Origin of the sequence: Bacteroides sp. AM23-12 (assembly GCF_003434395.1) — a bacterium.
GTDB lineage: Bacteria > Bacteroidota > Bacteroidia > Bacteroidales > Bacteroidaceae > Bacteroides > Bacteroides thetaiotaomicron.
Genome location: NZ_QTLF01000003.1, coordinates 184,434 through 203,322, shown reverse-complemented (window position 1 = coordinate 203,322; position 18,889 = coordinate 184,434). Strand labels below are relative to the sequence as shown.

Annotated in this window: 9 protein-coding genes; 1 reads left to right on the top strand and 8 read right to left on the bottom strand. The window is 47.5% G+C overall.

Annotated features, from left to right (window positions below):
• The first annotated feature begins 183 nt into the window (after nt 1-183).
• A complete protein-coding gene (locus tag DW640_RS04630; protein WP_199610229.1) occupies nt 184-3,261 on the top strand; it encodes a chondroitinase family polysaccharide lyase in 3,078 nt (1,025 codons plus the stop codon).
• Between the two features lie 760 nt (nt 3,262-4,021).
• Here DW640_RS04630 and DW640_RS04625 read toward each other — a convergent pair.
• The 8 genes from DW640_RS04625 to DW640_RS04590 all read right to left on the bottom strand — a co-directional run bounded on the left by DW640_RS04625 (nt 4,022) and on the right by DW640_RS04590 (nt 18,716).
• Nucleotides 4,022-5,284 (bottom strand): DcaP family trimeric outer membrane transporter, encoded by a 1,263-nt coding sequence (locus DW640_RS04625; protein ID WP_072066440.1) that lies wholly within the window; start codon nt 5,282-5,284, stop codon nt 4,022-4,024.
• A 54-nt stretch (nt 5,285-5,338) separates the two neighbouring features.
• On the bottom strand, nt 5,339-6,283 hold the full coding sequence (locus DW640_RS04620) for a tRNA-dihydrouridine synthase family protein (RefSeq protein ID WP_113747978.1): 945 nt from the start codon (nt 6,281-6,283) through the stop codon (nt 5,339-5,341).
• Nucleotides 6,284-6,427: 144 nt separating this feature from the next.
• On the bottom strand, nt 6,428-9,034 hold the full coding sequence (locus DW640_RS04615) for a DUF4955 domain-containing protein (protein ID WP_117577454.1): 2,607 nt from the start codon (nt 9,032-9,034) through the stop codon (nt 6,428-6,430).
• Between the two features lie 13 nt (nt 9,035-9,047).
• A complete protein-coding gene (locus DW640_RS04610) occupies nt 9,048-10,985 on the bottom strand; it encodes a PL29 family lyase N-terminal domain-containing protein (RefSeq protein WP_016269264.1) in 1,938 nt (645 codons plus the stop codon).
• A gap of 38 nt (nt 10,986-11,023) precedes the next feature.
• Nucleotides 11,024-12,067, bottom strand: coding sequence for a DUF5017 domain-containing protein (locus DW640_RS04605; RefSeq protein ID WP_011108772.1), 1,044 nt, complete (start codon nt 12,065-12,067; stop codon nt 11,024-11,026).
• A 33-nt stretch (nt 12,068-12,100) separates the two neighbouring features.
• Nucleotides 12,101-13,819 carry a RagB/SusD family nutrient uptake outer membrane protein gene (locus tag DW640_RS04600; RefSeq protein ID WP_117577453.1) on the bottom strand — a complete coding sequence of 573 codons (1,719 nt, stop codon included), beginning with the start codon at nt 13,817-13,819 and terminating at the stop codon, nt 12,101-12,103.
• A gap of 40 nt (nt 13,820-13,859) precedes the next feature.
• Nucleotides 13,860-17,021, bottom strand: a complete 3,162-nt coding sequence (locus DW640_RS04595) for a TonB-dependent receptor (RefSeq protein WP_050581224.1) — start codon at nt 17,019-17,021, stop codon at nt 13,860-13,862.
• Between the two features lie 159 nt (nt 17,022-17,180).
• The gene (locus tag DW640_RS04590; protein WP_008767544.1) at nt 17,181-18,716 is read right to left on the bottom strand and encodes an arylsulfatase; all 1,536 of its coding nucleotides are present in this window, start codon (nt 18,714-18,716) and stop codon (nt 17,181-17,183) included.
• Between the last annotated feature and the right edge of the window lie 173 nt (nt 18,717-18,889).

The following is an 18,889-nucleotide window of genomic DNA, read 5'->3' as shown; positions in this document are numbered from 1 at the left end:
GAGAGCATATCGGTCATTATCTATAAGATATAGCACATAATTTGAACTATTTTGTACGATTTGAACCCCTCTTTCCAACAAAAGAGGGGTTTCTTTGCATTCGGGAGATGAACAGGTGATCTTCTCTGTAAATACCGGCTAATGATAAACCGATTTACCATCGGACCTAAAACGATATATTCTATGATAAAGCAATCTTTTACTCTGTCAGTGACAATGCTGATATTGTCTTTTCTCTGTCCGGCATTCCTCAATGCGCAGATAGTTACGGATGAGCGGATGTTCTCTTTTGAAGAGCCGCAGTTACCTGCCTGTATAACCGGTGTTCAGTCTCAGTTAGGCATATCCGGTGCACATTATAAAGACGGGAAACATTCGTTGGAATGGACCTTCGAACCGAACGGGAGACTGGAACTCCGGAAAGACCTGAAGTTTGAAAAGAAGGACCCGACAGGGAAAGACCTGTATCTTTCCGCTTTCATCGTATGGATATACAATGAGCAGCCTCAGGACGCTGCTATCGAGTTTGAATTTCTGAAAGACGGCCGTAAGTGCGCTTCTTTTCCTTTCGGCATCAATTTCAAAGGTTGGCGTGCGGCATGGGTCTGCTATGAACGCGATATGCAAGGCACGCCGGAAGAAGGAATGAACGAGCTCCGCATCGTGGCTCCCGATGCAAAAGGACGCCTTTTCATCGATCATCTGATCACTGCGACAAAGGTGGATGCCCGTCAGCAGACAGCCGATCTGCAAGTCCCCTTTGTCAATGCCGGCACTACCAATCACTGGCTGGTACTCTACAAACACTCCCTGCTGAAACCGGACATCGAACTGACTCCCGTAAGCGACAAGCAGCGGCAGGAAATGAAACTGCTGGAAAAGCGTTTCCGTGACATGATCTATACCAAAGGGAAGGTGACGGAGAAAGAAGCCGAAACCATCCGTAAGAAATACGACCTCTATCAGATAACCTATAAGGACGGGCAAGTGTCCGGAGTGCCCGTTTTCATGGTGCGTGCTTCCGAAGCCTACGAACGGATGATTCCGGACTGGGACAAGGATATGCTGACCAAGATGGGAATAGAGATGCGTGCCTATTTTGACTTAATGAAACGGATTGCCGTGGCTTACAATAACAGTGAGGCAGGATCACCGATCCGCAAGGAGATGAGGCGGAAATTTCTTGCGATGTACGACCATATCACCGATCAGGGAGTGGCTTACGGTAGTTGCTGGGGCAATATTCATCATTACGGATATAGCGTGCGCGGACTTTATCCGGCTTATTTCCTGATGAAAGATGTATTGCGGGAAGAAGGAAAACTGCTCGAAGCGGAGCGTACGTTGCGTTGGTATGCCATCACCAACGAAGTATATCCCAAGCCGGAAGGCAACGGAATCGACATGGATTCTTTCAATACACAAACCACCGGGCGTATCGCAAGCATTCTGATGATGGAAGACACACCGGAGAAGCTGCAATACTTGAAATCCTTCTCCCGATGGATTGACTACGGTTGCCGTCCTGCACCGGGACTGGCCGGTTCTTTCAAAGTGGACGGAGGAGCTTTCCATCACCGTAATAACTATCCTGCCTATGCCGTTGGAGGACTGGACGGGGCAACGAATATGATATATCTTTTCAGTCGGACAAGCCTTGCCGTTTCCGAATTGGCACACCGGACGGTCAAAGATGTCCTGCTTGCCATGCGTTTCTACTGCAATAAACTGAACTTTCCCTTGTCTATGTCCGGGCGCCATCCCGATGGAAAGGGGAAATTAGTTCCCATGCACTATGCGATAATGGCAATTGCCGGAACTCCCGATGGAAAGGGCGATTTTGATAAAGAGATGGCATCCGCCTACCTGCGTCTCGTATCTTCCGATTCCTCTTCTGCGGAACAGGCACCGGAATATATGCCGAAAGTTTCGAACGCTCAGGAGCGTAAGATTGCCAAACGACTGGTAGAGAACGGTTTTCGTGCCGAACCCGATCCACAGGGTAATCTCTCGCTAGGCTATGGCTGTGTATCTGTGCAACGGCGTGAAAACTGGTCGGCTGTGGCACGCGGACATTCACGCTACCTTTGGGCAGCCGAACATTATCTGGGACACAACCTCTATGGACGTTATCTGGCACATGGAAGTCTCCAGATACTGACAGCACCTCCGGGACAGACAGTGACTCCCACCACCAGCGGATGGCAGCAGGAAGGTTTCGACTGGAACCGCATTCCGGGAGTGACTTCCATCCATCTCCCGCTGGACCTGCTCAAAGCCAACGTGCTGAATGTAGATACATTCTCCGGAATGGAAGAGATGCTTTATTCGGATGAAGCCTTTGCCGGCGGCCTGTCACAAGGAAAGATGAATGGTAACTTCGGAATGAAACTGCACGAACACGATAAGTATAACGGAACGCATCGTGCACGAAAATCCTTCCATTTCATCGATGGAATGATCGTTTGTCTGGGCTCGGATATCGAGAATACAAACATGGATTATCCAACGGAGACGACCATCTTTCAACTGGCGGTGACAGATAAAGCGGCACATGACTATTGGAAGAATAATGCGGGTGAAGGAAAAGTATGGATGGATCATCTGGGTACCGGATATTATGTGCCGGTTGCTGCAAGATTCGAGAAAAACTTTCCGCAATACTCCCGTATGCAGGATACAGGCAAAGAAACGAAAGGAGACTGGGTATCATTGATTATCGACCATGGGAAAGCACCGAAAGCGGGAAGCTACGAATATGCCATTCTGCCGGGAACCGACCGGAAGACGATGACTGCCTTTGCAAAGAAGCCTGCCTACAGCGTATTACAGCAAGACCGGAATGCACATATCCTTGAATCGACTTCGGATAAGATAACTTCTTATGTGCTTTTTGAAACTCCCCAGTCACTGCTTCCCGGTGGATTATTGCAGCGTACGGATACGTCCTGCTTAGTGATGGTCCGTAAGGAATCTGCTGATAAAGTATTATTGACTGTAGCTCAACCGGATTTGGCATTGTATCGTGGTCCGAGTGATGAGGCTTTCGATAAAGACGGAAAACGTATGGAGCGCAGCATCTATTCCCGCCCGTGGATTGACAATGAAAGCGGTGAGATTCCTGTGACGGTGACTCTGAAAGGCAGGTGGAAGGTAGTGGAGACCCCTTACTGCAAGGTGGTATCCGAGGATAAAAAACAAACGGTGCTTCGCTTCCTCTGTAAGGATGGAGCCAGCTATGAGGTAGAACTGGAGAAATAATCTTTTGTTCTGTGGCATGCTATCTGAATAATCAGATCCCCCAAGAGCATTTACGGCCAAAGGAATCGGCTGTAATAGCAGCAATGAAAGCTGAGGAGCCTACATATCGGTCAGGCTCTCCACAGTGATTTGATAGCCGTTTTGCTCTCATGCTCTAACAAATGGTCTGTATCCTTTTATTCATCGTGGTTTTCGGTGTGGTAGCAACTGTGGTGGCAGGTATGAGAGCAAACGGTTGCTCTCACTCTGTCTCATCCTGATCTGTCTCATTTCTACAATGTTATCTTTTGACTTACAGGATGTTAATAGCTGATTTCTCAACTGTTAACGTTTGATCTCTCAGCCATTAATAATTGAGAAATCAGCTATTAATGACTGAGAGATCATCCATTATTGACTAATAAATGATTTAATGCTTCCTAAAAGAACAGGGCAATTGAAACAACTGATACGGTTGAGTTAATCGGATCGGGCGGTCAAATCATCCTAATCGAGTATTTCTCCTGATTGTTTCATGGGGCGAAACTTTTGGTTTCATGCCTTGAAACCTTTAGTTTCAAGTAATGAAACCAATGGTTTCAACCTTTGAAACTAAAAGTTTCAAGCGTCTGAAACTTTTTGAAACAAATTGAGACTGACTAATAAGTCAATAGTATCATTAATTCCCTTCCCGAAGGAGGAGATTTAAGATACCACCGACTTTTTAGTCGGCCTTAAAATGATGTAGGAACTTAAATTCTGTTGAATGATCTTCTGCAAATTAGAACATGAACATAGCGACTGCTACAATACGGTTGTTGCTGACGGAGTGGGTGTCTATGATTTTACCATCCGATTTATCCAGCTTGCCGTACCATGCCGAACTCAATGTATACTCAACTCCGAACTTCCAGTGAGGAACGTTGTAGGTAAGTTCAGCTCCGGCAGTTACCAGTTTATCGAGGTTGGTTCCTGTTCCATAGAGTTTTTCAGAGACTAATTCGTCGCTTGTTCCTAAGTTTTTGGCGTATCCTACAAAGATTCCCGGTTTCCATTTTTGTCCGTAGACTACATTCAGCCAGGAACTGGAGAAGCGTATCGGAGTGTACTCCTGTTCTTTTGTCTTGTTGTCTATGTGCTTAATTCCAAATCCTCCCAAACCGGATGCTTGTGTCAGGTTGGAACCTAATACGCTTTTGGCGCCGATGAACCAATTTTTATTGGTATATTTTACATGGGCCTCATAAGAGAGGGTAGTGATACGTTCGTCTACTTTGTACGTATGTGGGATTGATATAGTACTATTGGTGGTCGGATCAAGCGTCGTTTCTTCCCATGAAGATTGAGTACGTGGCTTTAATGAAATCATTTCAATGCCGGCACCCGCCAGAAATCCTCCGTTTTTGTAATCTGCTCCGACATAAATCTCAGGGATATTGCTCTTCTTTATGTATTCCTGACTTTTACCGGCAGGTCCTTGTGACAGATACTGAGACTGCCATACCAATGCTCCGGTCAACTGAAGGTGTTTGTTGTTGAAGCGATAACGAATCTGCGGTGCACGGCTGAACGGCTGGAACGGTGCTCCTACGGAAAGATTAAGAATCTGAGGAGAAACATCACCGAACAACGGATGCCATGTCTGACCTACCAGCACAGCCGACTTTCCCCAGTCCAAATTAAAGTATGCATGGCGCAGACGAATGGTGGAGTAAGAAGTTCCCGACCCGCGGAAGTCCACTTCCACTTTGGCGGATGTCTTGGCTGTTCCCAACTTCGGGCCTGCCACATCCAGTCCCAAACGGGAATATAATGTATAGAAATTACTGTTCGATGTAGCGTTCAGGTCTTCACCATTGCCGTCGAGCAATTCATCTTTGGGATACATGTAGAACAATCCGTCTACAGTTTCCTCGTTGGCACGGCTGTTATAGTAGAAGTCCGTGCGAATCTGTCCGTAGAATTTGAATTTAAAATCCTTTAATTGTGCGAAACTACTTGATAGTGTCATCAAGCAGAGAGATAATAGAATGTATTTTTTCATAATGTGCTTGTTAATAAACGGGCGCAAAATTACATAAAATAACTGATTATCAATCTACCGTTGATTAAAAAAGGCACCGACAGCCTGATAATATTTGCTGATATTCGTACTTTTATGAATCGCTTTCAGTACTTTTCTGTCGGCTTGGGGTGCCAGGTATTCCCAAAAAGTCTTCATTTTAGTCAGTAGCTGTCCCTCTCCTCCTTCCAATAGCACGTCGTAATTGTTGTACACGCTTTTGTGCATGGATTTCAGTCTATCCCTCATTTCATCGGGCGCAAGCGTACGGTTTTCTTTGTATTCCAGTGCTAAGGCCGGATTTGCCAGTAGTCCGCGTCCTATCATGATTCCCGCCAGGGAGGGGAATTGTGCGCTGATGCGTTGAATATCTTCCAAATTATGAATGTCTCCATTGTAGACAAGCGGAAGTCGGCAGACCTCCCGGAAAGCTGAGAATCCTTGCAAGTCAACTTCTCCTTTGTAACCTTGTTTGCCCAGACGGGGGTGCATGGTGATCTGGCGCAGAGGCAGGTCATTCAGTATGGGGGCGAGTGCCAGGCATTCATCCGGCTGTTCCCATCCCAGTCTCATTTTGACGGAGAAGCTGATCTGCGGATATCGGGTGACAATGCTGAGCAATGCTTTCACCTCTTCGGGATAAGGAAGGATGCCGGAGCCGTTATGACGTTTCGCCAGAAGCGGGAACGGACAGCCTAGGTTTATATCCACTTCCTGATATCCTTTTTCGATGAAAAGGGATAAAATCACTTCTGCTTTCTCTGCCGAAGAGGCTATCAACTGAGGAATCAGGTGGGTTACCCCATTGTTCTCGGGTTCGATTCCCCGGACATCTCTGCGGCGAAAGTTCCCTTTTTCCAATCGTACGAACGGAGTATAATAGGTGTCTACACCGCCGAAGAAGGCGTCATGTGCATTGCGGTAAATTGCTTCGGTGTAACCTTGCAGCGGAGCAAAATGGATGGGTAGTGTATCTTGCATATCTTTTAATTTGCTGCAAAGATACGGAAAAGTAAAAGAGAGGAACCTCACGGCCCCTCTCTTTTGGGTGTTAAATTGATTAAAGTCTGATTTTTATATACGTTTTTAACTGAAGGTTAGAAAAATCGTGCGGGTGATTGGTTGTTATTTAAGGGCGTTGAGCCATCCGGGTACATAGCCTAGACGTTCCCGCAATTGTGCCTCGTACAAAGATTCGGGGGATACCTTCATACCGGTACTTTCTTCGTATGTGACTTGTTGCTGCTCTTTACTGGGAAATTTCACATTCATACCATGTGTACCGACTACGATAGGCGGGAAAATCTTCCACCATGTATCGCTGTCGCTCCACCATGCGAAGTTAGAAGCGTGAGAGTCCGTTCCGGTCACATTCAGATTCCACAGGGTGAGGTCGCCCAGGTGATTGGGGACTTCATTTTCGTCGCCTCCTGCGCGGTAGTATACAAGTCCGCCGCTGCAATTGTCTATCAGCGTGGCACGGGGCTGTGTGGCGTGGGATTCGAAACAGGCGTCATTGCCCCAGGTTACGTTCCATAATACGGTTCCTACACTTGGCTTCGATACGCCGCAGCCGTGGAACTGCCCTTGACAACTCTTTCCGTATACGTCATTTCCTGCGCTTTCATCGCGGACTTTGCCGATAAAGACGCGTGAAGAACCTTGCGAACGTACGGCTGAATGTCCGCGTTTTCCACTGATACGGATATCGTATGCCGAGCTGTTGGCAGATTCGGCAAAAGTAAGCGCTTCGCTGACACTCTCGAAGTGGACGTTGCGTACCCATGAATTGACTACACGTTGCAGCAGCAGCGGTTTATAGGCTCCGTCGTATTGCCAGCCTACTTTAGCCTGTTCGGCGTGTCCTTCTCCGTGATGGGCGTAGCCGTCCAATGCGTTTCCTACGAAGCTGAGGTCTTCTACACCGACATTCTCCAGATATTTGTACGTGCGGATTTCCCATCCTTCCGTATCGTTATATTTGATGTCGATGTCGTGCATGATCGGTTCGTAGAAAGTGATCTTGCCGTTTGAGGCGGATTTCACCTGATGAAACTCGGTGATTTTTACTCCGTACAGGTCGTCGGAGCTTTGGTTGATGGAGATAGGGGCTTTCGCTATCGCCCAGTTCTCGTTGAGGGCAATCGGACCGATCTCTTTCTTTACCAGTTCCCTGTCTCCGCTGCGCAAGCGCAACTGTACCCACTGTCCGGAGGAGATTCCGGTGGTTCCGCTGACTTTCACGGTAAAGTCTCCGCGCTTGGCATTCTCGGTTACGGAAGCGAGCTTGGGGGAGTTACCGGCATTGTTCGGACCGTTGGTGTGCTTGATTGCCAACAGTATAGGTGATGAACTGAGGTTACTGATACTTGTCGGCAGATTAGGCGTTTCCATGATCAGACGCGTCTTGTCGGGACCGTCGCCTTTGATCACAAAGTTACCGCCATAGATTTCAATGCCACTGCTGACATTGTTGTTTTTCGAGTCAACGGCGTCCTTCTGCTTGCTTTCGTCGCGGGTGTTGTCGTCATCGTTGTGAAGAACGTAGTCGCCTGCGGGGAAATAGATTACAATCTTCGCGTTGGCGTTCAGCTTGTTGGTTCCGTTTACTCTTGTCATACCTTTCTCTTGCAGGATGCTGATCAGCGCTTCACGGGCGGTCATGTTCTTGGCGGTCATGCGCTCTTTTACGTTGATCACTTGGTATCCTAAAGAAAATGCGCCTTGCGGCGCACTTTCTCCATGATTATATCCGGCATACGAATAGTCGGGCAGCACATTGTTTTCTCCTGTCTTGAAGTGTTGCCAGGCTATTGCCGAGTTGGCATCTATCTTCGTGGTCAGCAGTTTTACCGGAAGTTTTACTACCCGGCAGTAACCTTCTTTCGAGAATATCTTGATGTAAATCTGTTCTTCGTATTCTTTCCCTTGCACGTTTGTTTTGGGGGCGGTGACGATCAGTTTGTTTTCCGTCAGTTTCACGCCCCATGTCTGGTTTTCGATGGTGGCTGTTTCCACGTTGGCTTGTTCTACCACGAACTCCTGCTTTTGTCCCAGACCGAAAGTGGCTGTGCCTTCATACTTGATTGTCAGGTAGAAGTCTTTTCCGTAGATGGGGACTTTTACTTGGCTGTTGTCGGCACGGATGGTAAAGGTGATCTGCCCGGTCGCTTCGTCGATGGTCACGTTGCTGAACAGGGAACTTGCGTTGGCAACGGCTTGCGTTCCGTCGGCAATCTGGTTGTTGCCCAGTTTGTTCCAGGTGCTTCCGTTGTCAATAGAGATCAGCCAGAAACCGTTTGCATCTACTTTCAGTTTCGGGGTGACGCCTGCTGTTCCCGCTTCGGGGATGGCGCTTACCGGTTTGTCGTTAACGAGCAGTTCGGTGGTCATGTCGTTGATGGTATATGCCCAGTGACCTGACGCGTTGACGCTGAACAAAGGCATGTCGTTCATGTCTACTTTGCCGCTGTATATGGTTACAGTTTCGCCGTTACTCAGTTCGATGGTATAGTTGTCCTGTTCATCCTTGCTATATCCCACCACCAGAATCTTACCTTCAACCATCTGCTGATAGTTGCTGATGTCCGAGTTCATCTGTTCTATGCTCGCTTCCAGATTGGCTACCCGTTCTTTCAGGTTGTCAATGTCGGAGCGCAGATCATCCCGTTCGTCGCACGAGTAAAGTGCGACGAGGAGGGTGATACATATGATTGATATTACTTTTTTCATACGTTAGTCGATATTAGTTGGTTGCACCGTATTCGGCATATTCTGCATTCGGAACGAAGATACCGTTGGCGAGGTCGAAGGTGCCGCCGTCGAACGGATTGGATGTTAATGCTTTCAGTTCTTCTGCTCCTTCAAACGGTAGTTTGCCTCCATAGAACATTTGCCAGTTATAGGTCATAGTTTTGTAAAGGAGGTTATCTGCGCAAATATCTCCTGTTGGGGATGTTATCTGAGGACGAATGATGACTACATTACCTGTTCCGTCTGTATTTGTCCAGAAGATATTATTTTTAATAGAGGTTTTCGCCAGATTGCCTATGTTTACGTAGCCACCGGTATTTGTTTCCAAGTTTATAAATGTATTGTTTTCTATGGTCAGATTGGCTATACCTGAAGCTGAACCATTGAATAAAACCAATTGATTTACTTTACCTGACGGACAATAGAATGTGTTGTTTCTAAAGATGACATTGCCATAATCCTGATTCTTATTACTGCTGGTATTGATAATAAACTGTTGTGTAACAGCTGTTATCTTGATTGTACTATTTTCCATGCTGAAATTGGCAATACTCCTTTTGTCGTTAGTAATGGCACTTACAGGTTTGCCATTGAGTGCAATCTGACATTGATCAAAAGCTACGTTAGCAAATGACTCGTCTGCATAAACAGTAAACAGATAATTAGTGAATCCTTCGGCTGCTTTAAATACAATGTTTTTACACAAGAAATGTCCAGTTTCGGTATTTTGTCTGAGTCTGATATAATTTCCTGTAATTGCCACTGTACTGATGTTTTGTGAATCATCTCCGATGAAAAGCAAATTAGCGGCATTTGTGGTGCTGTTATAGTTGACTGTAACTCCTCCTTTGATAAAATAGATGCCTGGAGTAGTGATTGTCTGATCAGTATCAATGTATGTTGCATTCTCGAATTTAGTATTATTTACTTCAATTCCATTTACCGTAAATGTGGCTCCGCTATTATATAAAGCATAGTAGCTGTCAACTACCTCTACAGCCTTCACCTGAATCTTGGCAACCGCCCAACTGGCACCCTTATTAACCTGCACTGTTACGTCGGAACCGTTATCCGCCGTTGCACGTGTACTCATTGCGTTTGCCGGAGCTGTAATGCTCAATGTAGCTACATTGGTCGTTTCATCCGCTTCGCTCACAGTAGCCACCCATCCGGCAGGAGCAGTAACGATAATGTTTTCACCTTTCACTTTTACAGTCGTAGTGGCAGTCTTGCCATAGCCTATTTCCCAGTATCCGTTCTTCATTCCGGTTTCCGGTTCGGTGATTTCGCAAAGCAAGTCTTTTACGATAGGGATAGAGATGGCTTCCGTCTGTCCTTTCAGTTTGACAACGAAGAATTCCCCGGTTGAATCTACGTATACTTCCTCAAAGAAAGAGTCTGCACTGCTTCCTCCGGAACCATCGCTGACTGCGGATACCTTTTGACCGTCTGTGTCGAGTACGTCTTCCCAGCTGGTTCCGTTATCATAACTTACCTGCCAGAAACTTCCCTCGTCCGTAATCCGGAACTTGGGAGCTATACCATCCTTACCGGGAGTGCCCACAGCCTGAACAGGTATGCCATTCTGCATCAATACCTCACCGTTCACTACCCATTGGCCCTCATCATTGACAGTAATCTCAGGATAAGCTACTTCTCCCTTCGAGCCTTGTGTCAGTGAGATGGTTTCTCCGTTACTCAGTTTCAGTTTATATGTACCGTCTGTATTCGTCACTTCTGTGATAGTCTGACCACCTTCAAGCAGTCGCTTGATAGCTGTCATGTTATCGTTCAATAGACTGACTTGTGCTTCCAAAGACTCTACGCGGTCTTTCAGATTGTCAACATCGTCTCTCAAGTCGTCTGTATCGCACGCTGCCAATGCAAACAGCGCAAATGCGGTTAACATGATTGATTTAAAGTAATTCATAGATATAATGTATTAGTTATTATTTTATTCGTTTATTGTTATTCCACTACGTTTACCACCATGTGGTAAGTAGTCGTGGAGGAATGATCGATATTGGCATTACGAGCGAGGAATGTCACGTTGTAGATACCAATTTGATTGTAGGTATATGTGTACTTATCCAGACGCTGGGTAATATCCTTTACTTTCGTTCCCTGATCGGGGCTGCAAGAGTTAACGGTAATCAGATCGGAAACCAGCCAGCTGTATTTCAGCGGATCGTTGGCATTGGTACTATGGATGAAGAAGGAGCCGCCGCCTACACCTGTCAGGTTCCAGATACCGGATACGTTATTGGTAACTGTCCCGTATTCACGGTCTTTGGTCATGCTGGTCTGATCCTTCAGATTCCATTTGTTCTTCATATTGATCGGAGTAAAGCCGAAAGAACCGGCAGAATATTCTGCTTCCTGTCCGCTCGTCATCACATTATTGATGCGCATCCGCTCAAAGTACATCTTGGATTGTGCCACTGTATTGTCAATGCCACGGTAGCAGATAGCGATTGCAATCCGTTTGCCCATGTATTCTTTCATATCAAAACTGTATGGAGTGGCAAGATCGGCATTGCCTACCGCCGCTGTCGGGAATGCGGACTGCGGAACCAGTTCTTTCCATTTACCGTCTTTCTCAAATTGCTCTACAAGCAAAGAGTCAGCTTCGAAATTATCCTTGTATAATCCGGTGAATTCGTCGGAGATATATACGTGTTTCTCCAATGTCGTGCTCGGGTTACCGTACTGGAACCAGATAGAGAAGTTCAGCATAGACGACTTGATCTGTGAAGGATCAATCGTTTCGCGTTCGCGATATTCGTATTTGCTGCCCGCTTCTCCACTGAAGAATGTCAGGAAGTCCGGATCGCCCGAAAGGATGAACTCTATCGGAGTACCTTTTTTGGCAGTAATGATCTGTCCGTCGAAGCTTACATTCTCGTTGGTCGCTACTTTTACGTGCAGACCTACCGCTTCGTCCAGCCCGTCGCTGCAAGCCCCGAAGAAGAGGCTTGCTATACAGATGGCTATGAGTTTATATGTTTTCATAATCTATGATGCTTTTATCGATGAATACTGTGATTACCAACCCGGATTGTTCTGTGTGATATCTTTGTTCACACTCATTTCCGCATCCGGAATCGGGAAGTAGTTGTAGGTGCTGGAGATGTTGAAGTAGGTATATACGTTGGTAGGTCCCTGCGTCCAGTTGTTGCCGGATTGTGCTTCGGTTACCAATGCTCTCATATTTTTCACATACTCACCCCAGCGGATCAGGTCGAAACGGCGGGTGTATTCGAAACAAAGTTCCATGGCACGTTCGTCTTTCACGGTCTGGCGGAATTCTTCCTGCATCATGTCGGGAAGCTCGTTCAGTCCGGCACGTTCTCTTACTTCCTTCATACATTGGTAAGCCAGAGTGGTAGGACCGTTGTTCGCTTCGTTTTCCGCTTCTGCGATCATCAGCAGTACGTCAGCATAGCGCAGGATCGGGAAGTTGATAGATGTATAGTTCTTGTCTTTCTTATCCGCTTCGTATTCACGGCGGTATTTGCCGCACATACGGCTGAAGTTCTTGGTGGCTGTGGTCTTTTCTGTGTCATCTGCGTACTGGTAAGTTCCGCGTTGCTGACCGTATTGGGACATTACTTCAGCAAGTTTGCCCTGCTCAAATTCACGGTGGGTAACGCCTGTATTCTTGCCTCCGGCTTCTTTGTATTCAAACGGAGCGATACTCCAGTTGAAACGTTTGGTATCACCGTTGTTCACATAAAGGTTGTACAGTTTCGGAGTGCTGTAGATAAAGGCATAGCCATATCCGGGGTCTTTGGCTCCCGTTACATCGCTTTTGGAGGACAGATCCGGACCGGCCAGTCCGATGATGTTACCGATACGGCCTTCGGCTTGTGTATCCGAAGTGTTGTTGCCGGCAAATTCGGCTTCCCAGATGCTTTCGTTGGCAGTGGTGTTATACTTGTCGGAACACATATCGATGAAAGGGTCCCAGTAGTTGGCAGCCAGTTTGTGACCGGCAGTCATTACTTTCTGGGCATAGAAGCTGGCTCTTTCGAAATAGTCTTTCTTTTCGGCCTGTGTGGCATTGCGACCTTCACGGTAATGCTCGCCTGCACGGAACAGATATACACGTGCCAGTATGCCCCATGCGGTAGACTGAGAGATACGTCCCGGCTTGTAAGCAAGATCGGAGGCCGATTTCAGACCAGTCTCGGCGGCATCTGCCATTTCGGAGATGATGAAGTCATAGATTTCCTGCTTGTCCGTACGCGGGATATTCAGGTTGGTAACGCTTTGGGTTGAAACTGTTTTGAAAGGAACATCTCCCCAGCACTCTACCAGATTGAAATAATAGAATGCACGCAGGAAGCGGGCTTCGGCGATGTACTGTTCTTTGACGCCTGCATCGAAACCGTTTACTTTGTCGATGTTTTCGAGGAACATATTGGCACGGTTGATGCCTGAATAGAGGGCATACCAGAAGGCAGTCACGGCGTTGTCACTGGTGGTGGCGTTGTTGCAGATCAGTCCGGTAGATGCGGGACCGCGTCCGCTGCCTCCGTAGTGGGATAAGTCGTCACCGGCTACGAGGTACATATAGTCACCGCCGTAGAAAGTAGGTTGCGACAGTATGGCGTAGATGCCTGTCAGGAAGGAGTTGGCTTCAGCGGGGGTGTTGAAGTAGTTCTCCGGCGTCAGTTTGGTAGGTTCTTTGTCCAGAAAGTCACAGGATACCATGCTGAAACCTGCCAATAGAGCTATGATTGTTATTTTTAATGCTTTCATAATCGAATTCTTTTTTCTAACTGTTACTATCATTATCCGTTTAGAATCCCAGGCTTACACCGAAGCTGATAGAGTATGCTCTCGGATAGGAAGAGTAGTCCAGACCGGGAGTGAGTGCACTGTTGCGTACAGATACTTCCGGATCATAACCGGAATAACCGGTACATGTCCACAGGTTTTGTGCGGCAACGTAAACACGTGCTTTGTCTATCTTCCATTTCTTCACCAGCTTGGCGGGGAAGGTATAGCCTACTGTTACGTTCTTCAGACGCAGGTACGAACCGTCTTCGATGATGCGTGAAGAGATCACACGGTTGGAAGAGGAGTTAGTAGCCGCAGGGATGTCACTGGTCGGATTTTCCGGTGTCCAGCGGTTGGCATAGCTGGCGAACTGGTTCAATTCGCGTGAACGGTTGTTGGAGCTTTCAAAGAACAGGCGGTTGGCATTCATGATATCGTTGCCGTATGACCACTGGAAGAAGATGCTCAGATCGATGCCTTTATATTCAAAGTTGTTGGTGAAACCACCTGTATGTATCGGAAGTCCGCGTCCGATAATCGTACGGTCGTTGGAGTCAACTACTCCGTCTCCGTTAAGGTCGGCATATTTGGGCATACCCGGCTGAGTGTTGGTCTCAGTAGAGTAGTGGGGCACTCCCGGTTTCAGGCTGTATGAGTTACCCGATTTGTTGAAGTCGTCGTACTTGTATGTACCTTCATAGACATAACCATACATCAGTCCCATCGGCAGACCGACTTTGGCGATGTAGCTGGACTGACCGTTGTAGTTCTGGTCGAATTGCGCGGCAGTCAGCAAGGCTGTCTGATTCTCCGACAATGCCAGTACTTTATTCTTATTGAATGAAATGTTGAAGTTAGTCGTCCACTTGAAGGCGCGTGTCTGGAAGTTGACGGTGTTCAGACTAAGTTCCAGACCATCGTTACGTACTTTACCGATATTCTTGGTAGCGCTGTAATAACCCGAAGAAAAAGGCAGGGAAGCGTCCAGCAACAGGTCGCGGGTGGTCTTCCGGTAAATATCCATCGTTATACCGATGCGTTCGTCGAAGAATCCGAGGTCGAGACCTGCGTTCCATTGTTCGGTTGTTTCCCATTTCAAATCCTTGTTGGGCAGAGAAGTAGGAACAACACCTGCATTCGTCGCATCATTGTCGAATGGATAGACGCCGCTTGGGAGGGAGTTTGTCGATGTATACGAGCCGACTCTTGATTTCAATACCGCCAGGAGCGCATAATAATCATATTCGCCGATACGGTTGTTACCCGTGAGTCCCCAGCTCAAACGAACCTTACCACTGGACAGTACACTTTTCAACGGCTTCATAAATTCTTCTTCCGAGAAGCTCCATGCGAGAGAACCGGAAGGGAAGTATCCGTAACGGTTGTCCTTGTTGAACTTGGAAGAACCGTCGGCACGGAAAGAAACGGTAGCGTAATATTTAGACATATAGTTGTAAGTCACACGTCCGAGGTATGATAACATCGCCCATGAAGACTTTGCCGAAGTGGTAGTACCTGCCTGTCCTTCGCTCATGCCTGCCATACCGAGTGATTCGTTGGGGATGTGCGTTGTGCGGAATGAATAAATCTCATAGTCCGAGTTCTGGAACGTGATACCTCCCAATACATTGAGGAAGTGTTTCTTTTTGATGTTAGTCTGATAAGTCAGGGTGTTTTCGTTCAGCCATGTCAGGCGTTCCTGACGGGTTACCTGGGCATTCACTTTATCTGTAGAGGTAGGACCTCCGTAGCGGGTATTCGAGTTGTTGAACTGATCCTGCTTGCGTGAATCATAAGTATATCCGGCGGAAACTTTCAGTTTCAGTCCTTTCAGTACTTCGTATTCTGCGAATCCGTTCATTTGAAGATTGTTGGTGTAGCTCTTCCGGTATTCGTTCTTCTGTGATTTGATCGGGTTGAAACGGTAGTCGTTGCTTGAATCTACGGCGTTGTCCGTTGAACTGTCCATCAGGAAGCTGAGCGGAGTGTCGGGGGAAGTCACCGGACGGTATCCCCATACGCTATAGAAAAGGTTGTTCATACCACTGTAAGAGGTGGATGATGGAGTACTACCTGTTTGGATAGAGCGTGAATAGTTGGTGGTCAGGCTCATGTTCAGTTTGCCGCGACGGACTACTGTGTTCATACGTCCTTGCATACGTTTGTAACCGGTTTCTATCAGCGTACCGTCCTGATCGAAGTAAGATAAGGAAGCATTGTAGCGTACACCTTCCGTACCACCGGCAAGTCTGACCGTATGATTCTGCTGCCAGGCAGTCTTGAATATCTCGTCCTGCCAGTTATATTGCGGTATGTCTTTATAATCGTCCAGTGTCCATTGCTTGCCTTCGTAGTTCATCAGGTATGAGCCGGCAACGACGGTAGGATACATTTCATTCTGTAGCTTGACAAACTCATAAGCATCCATCATCGGAATAGTGCGGGTGACGTGCTGCACACCGAAACTACCGTCATAGGACAACTGTGCCCGTCCTACCTTACCTTTCTTGGTGGTGATGATGACAACACCGTTGGCACCGCGCGCACCGTAAATGGCCGTAGCCGACGCATCTTTGAGGAAGTCGAGCGACTCGATATCGGAAGGGTTCAGCGTGCTGGCTGCCGATGAATCTTCTATCGGGAAACCGTCGATAACGAACAGCGGCGAGTTTTCTTGTGTCAGTGAGTTGTTACCACGGATCACGATGCTCATGTTGCCGCCCGGCATACCTTCGCCCGAAGTTACGTTTACTCCGGCGATACGTCCGCCGAGTGCCTGGTCGAATGAAGCGACGGGAGCGGTAAGTACATCCGCCATGTTGGCTTTCGCCACGGAACCTGTAAGGTCGCGGCGGCGTACTTCCTGATAGCCGACAACCACTACTTCGTCCAGTGTTTTAGTATCTTCTTTTAATGTGATGACCATTGGTTTTTGCGAGTCCGCCTTTTGTTCTACGGTGACGTAGCCGATAAAGGAAATAACCAAGGTAGCGTTCTTTTGGGGGATGTTAAGAGTGAATTTACCGTCAAGGTCGGTGATCGTTCCCTGCGAAGTGCCTTTTACCTGAACACTGGCTCCGGGAACACCTTCTCCTAGATTATCCTTCACAGTACCTTTGACAAGTACTTGTGCAAGCACAAATGGAACAGAAAGCAGGAGCATTCCCAAAATGGAGAGCATCCTTTTTCTTGTCTGGTTGGATAGATGTTTTTTCATATATTAAAAATTAAGTGATTTTGTTGAATTTACGATGGCAAAGATATACGCATTGATTGTTCTCATATGGATAGAATTATTCAAGATTGATACAAAATAATACAAATCTGCTATTCTCATTGGTTATCTTGTCTTTACCGATTCAAGCAGTTCGGACAGCTCTCTGACAACTTCCGGATGCTGTTTCGCTACATTGTTTTTCTCCGATGGATCGGCGGATAAATCGTACAGCTGGGGATGCCTGTCATTGCCCAGTTCCATTTTTGTCCAGTATTCGATGGCGGGGGCGTCACTCGGTTCGATGTACTTCCATTGTCCTTTCACGATGGCGAGTGTATTATTGAGATTTTGCTGTACGATGTATTCACGACTGGTGTAGTCTTTTCCCAGAAGCGTGTTCAGATGTTCCTGACTGTCAGGAGCTGCGCCTTCCGGAAGCGGTTGTTTCAGTAAAGCGGCAAGTGAGGCAAAGATATCGATTTGTGAGAAGAGAGCCTGTTGCTTGTTCGGCTTCACTTTGGCAGGCCAGCGGACGATGAACGGAATGCGGGTTCCGGCTTCGTAAGCGCTGTACTTTCCACCACGGTAAATACCCATCGGGGTATGTCCGTTGAGGCGTTCAAAGGCTTGGTCCTGGTAGCCGTCGTCGATGACGGGGCCATTGTCGCTGGTGAATATCAGGATGGTGTTGTCCGTCAGCTGGAGGCTGTCGAGGGTGTTCATGATCTCTCCGATGGTCCAGTCGAGTTGCAGGATTACGTCTCCGCGGGTTCCCAGACCGCTTTTCCCGGCGAAGCGGGGATGTGGGACGCGCGGTACGTGTACGTCCTGCGTGCCCATATATAAGAAGAAAGGTTCTTCCTTATGGGAGACGATGAAGCTTTTTGCTTTATTGGTGATGATGTCGGCGATGTCCTCGTCTTTCCAGAGAGCGGACTTACCTCCGGTCATCCAGCCGATGCGGGGGATGCCGTTGATTATCGTATTGTTATGTCCCTGACTGGGTTTTAGTTTTACGAGCTCCGGGTTCTCTTCACCTGTAGGCCAGTCGCCTACTTTATGCTCGTAGTTCACTGTGATCGGGTCGTTCGGGTCGAGTCCTACCACGTGTCCGTTCTCGACGAATACACAGGGGACACGGTCTACGGTTGCTGGAATCACGAACTCGTAGTCGAAGCCGATACTTTGGGCGTTGGGGGTGATGTGGCCGTTGAAGTCGGTGCCTCCTTTCGGACCGAGTCCAAGATGCCATTTGCCGACAACTCCGGTGGCGTAACCTGCTTCTTTCAGCATATCGGCCATGGTGACGCAGGCGGTGTCGATGATTAGTTCCGAGTTTCCGGGGGCGATGCCTGTGTTCTCCTGTCGCCACGGGTACATGCCTGTCAGGAGTCCGAAGCGGGAAGGGGTACTGGTGGCGGAAGTTGCATAGGCGTTGGTGAACTGTACGCCCTGTCCGGCAAGGCGGTCGATATGGGGAGTACTGACCTTCGTTGCTCCATAGCAGCTAAGGTCACCTATGCCAAGGTCGTCCGCGAATATATAAATAATGTTAGGCTTTTGTGAGTTTTGTCCGTTGTCTTTTTGTACTTTCTGATTGCATCCGGTCAGCAGGGCTATACCGGGCAATAGCGGTAGTAAACGTGAGACATTCTTCATAATGTTGATCTTTTATGGAGTGATTACTGAATACAAAGATAAGAGGATTGGCGGAAATGAGTGAGCAGGAATGTACAGGTGTGATACAAAATAGTCCATTCTAAAGGGTTAAATGTTTCGGGGCTACGGATGCCTTTTCCTGACATCGTAGCCCGGATCTTGTGCCAACAGGA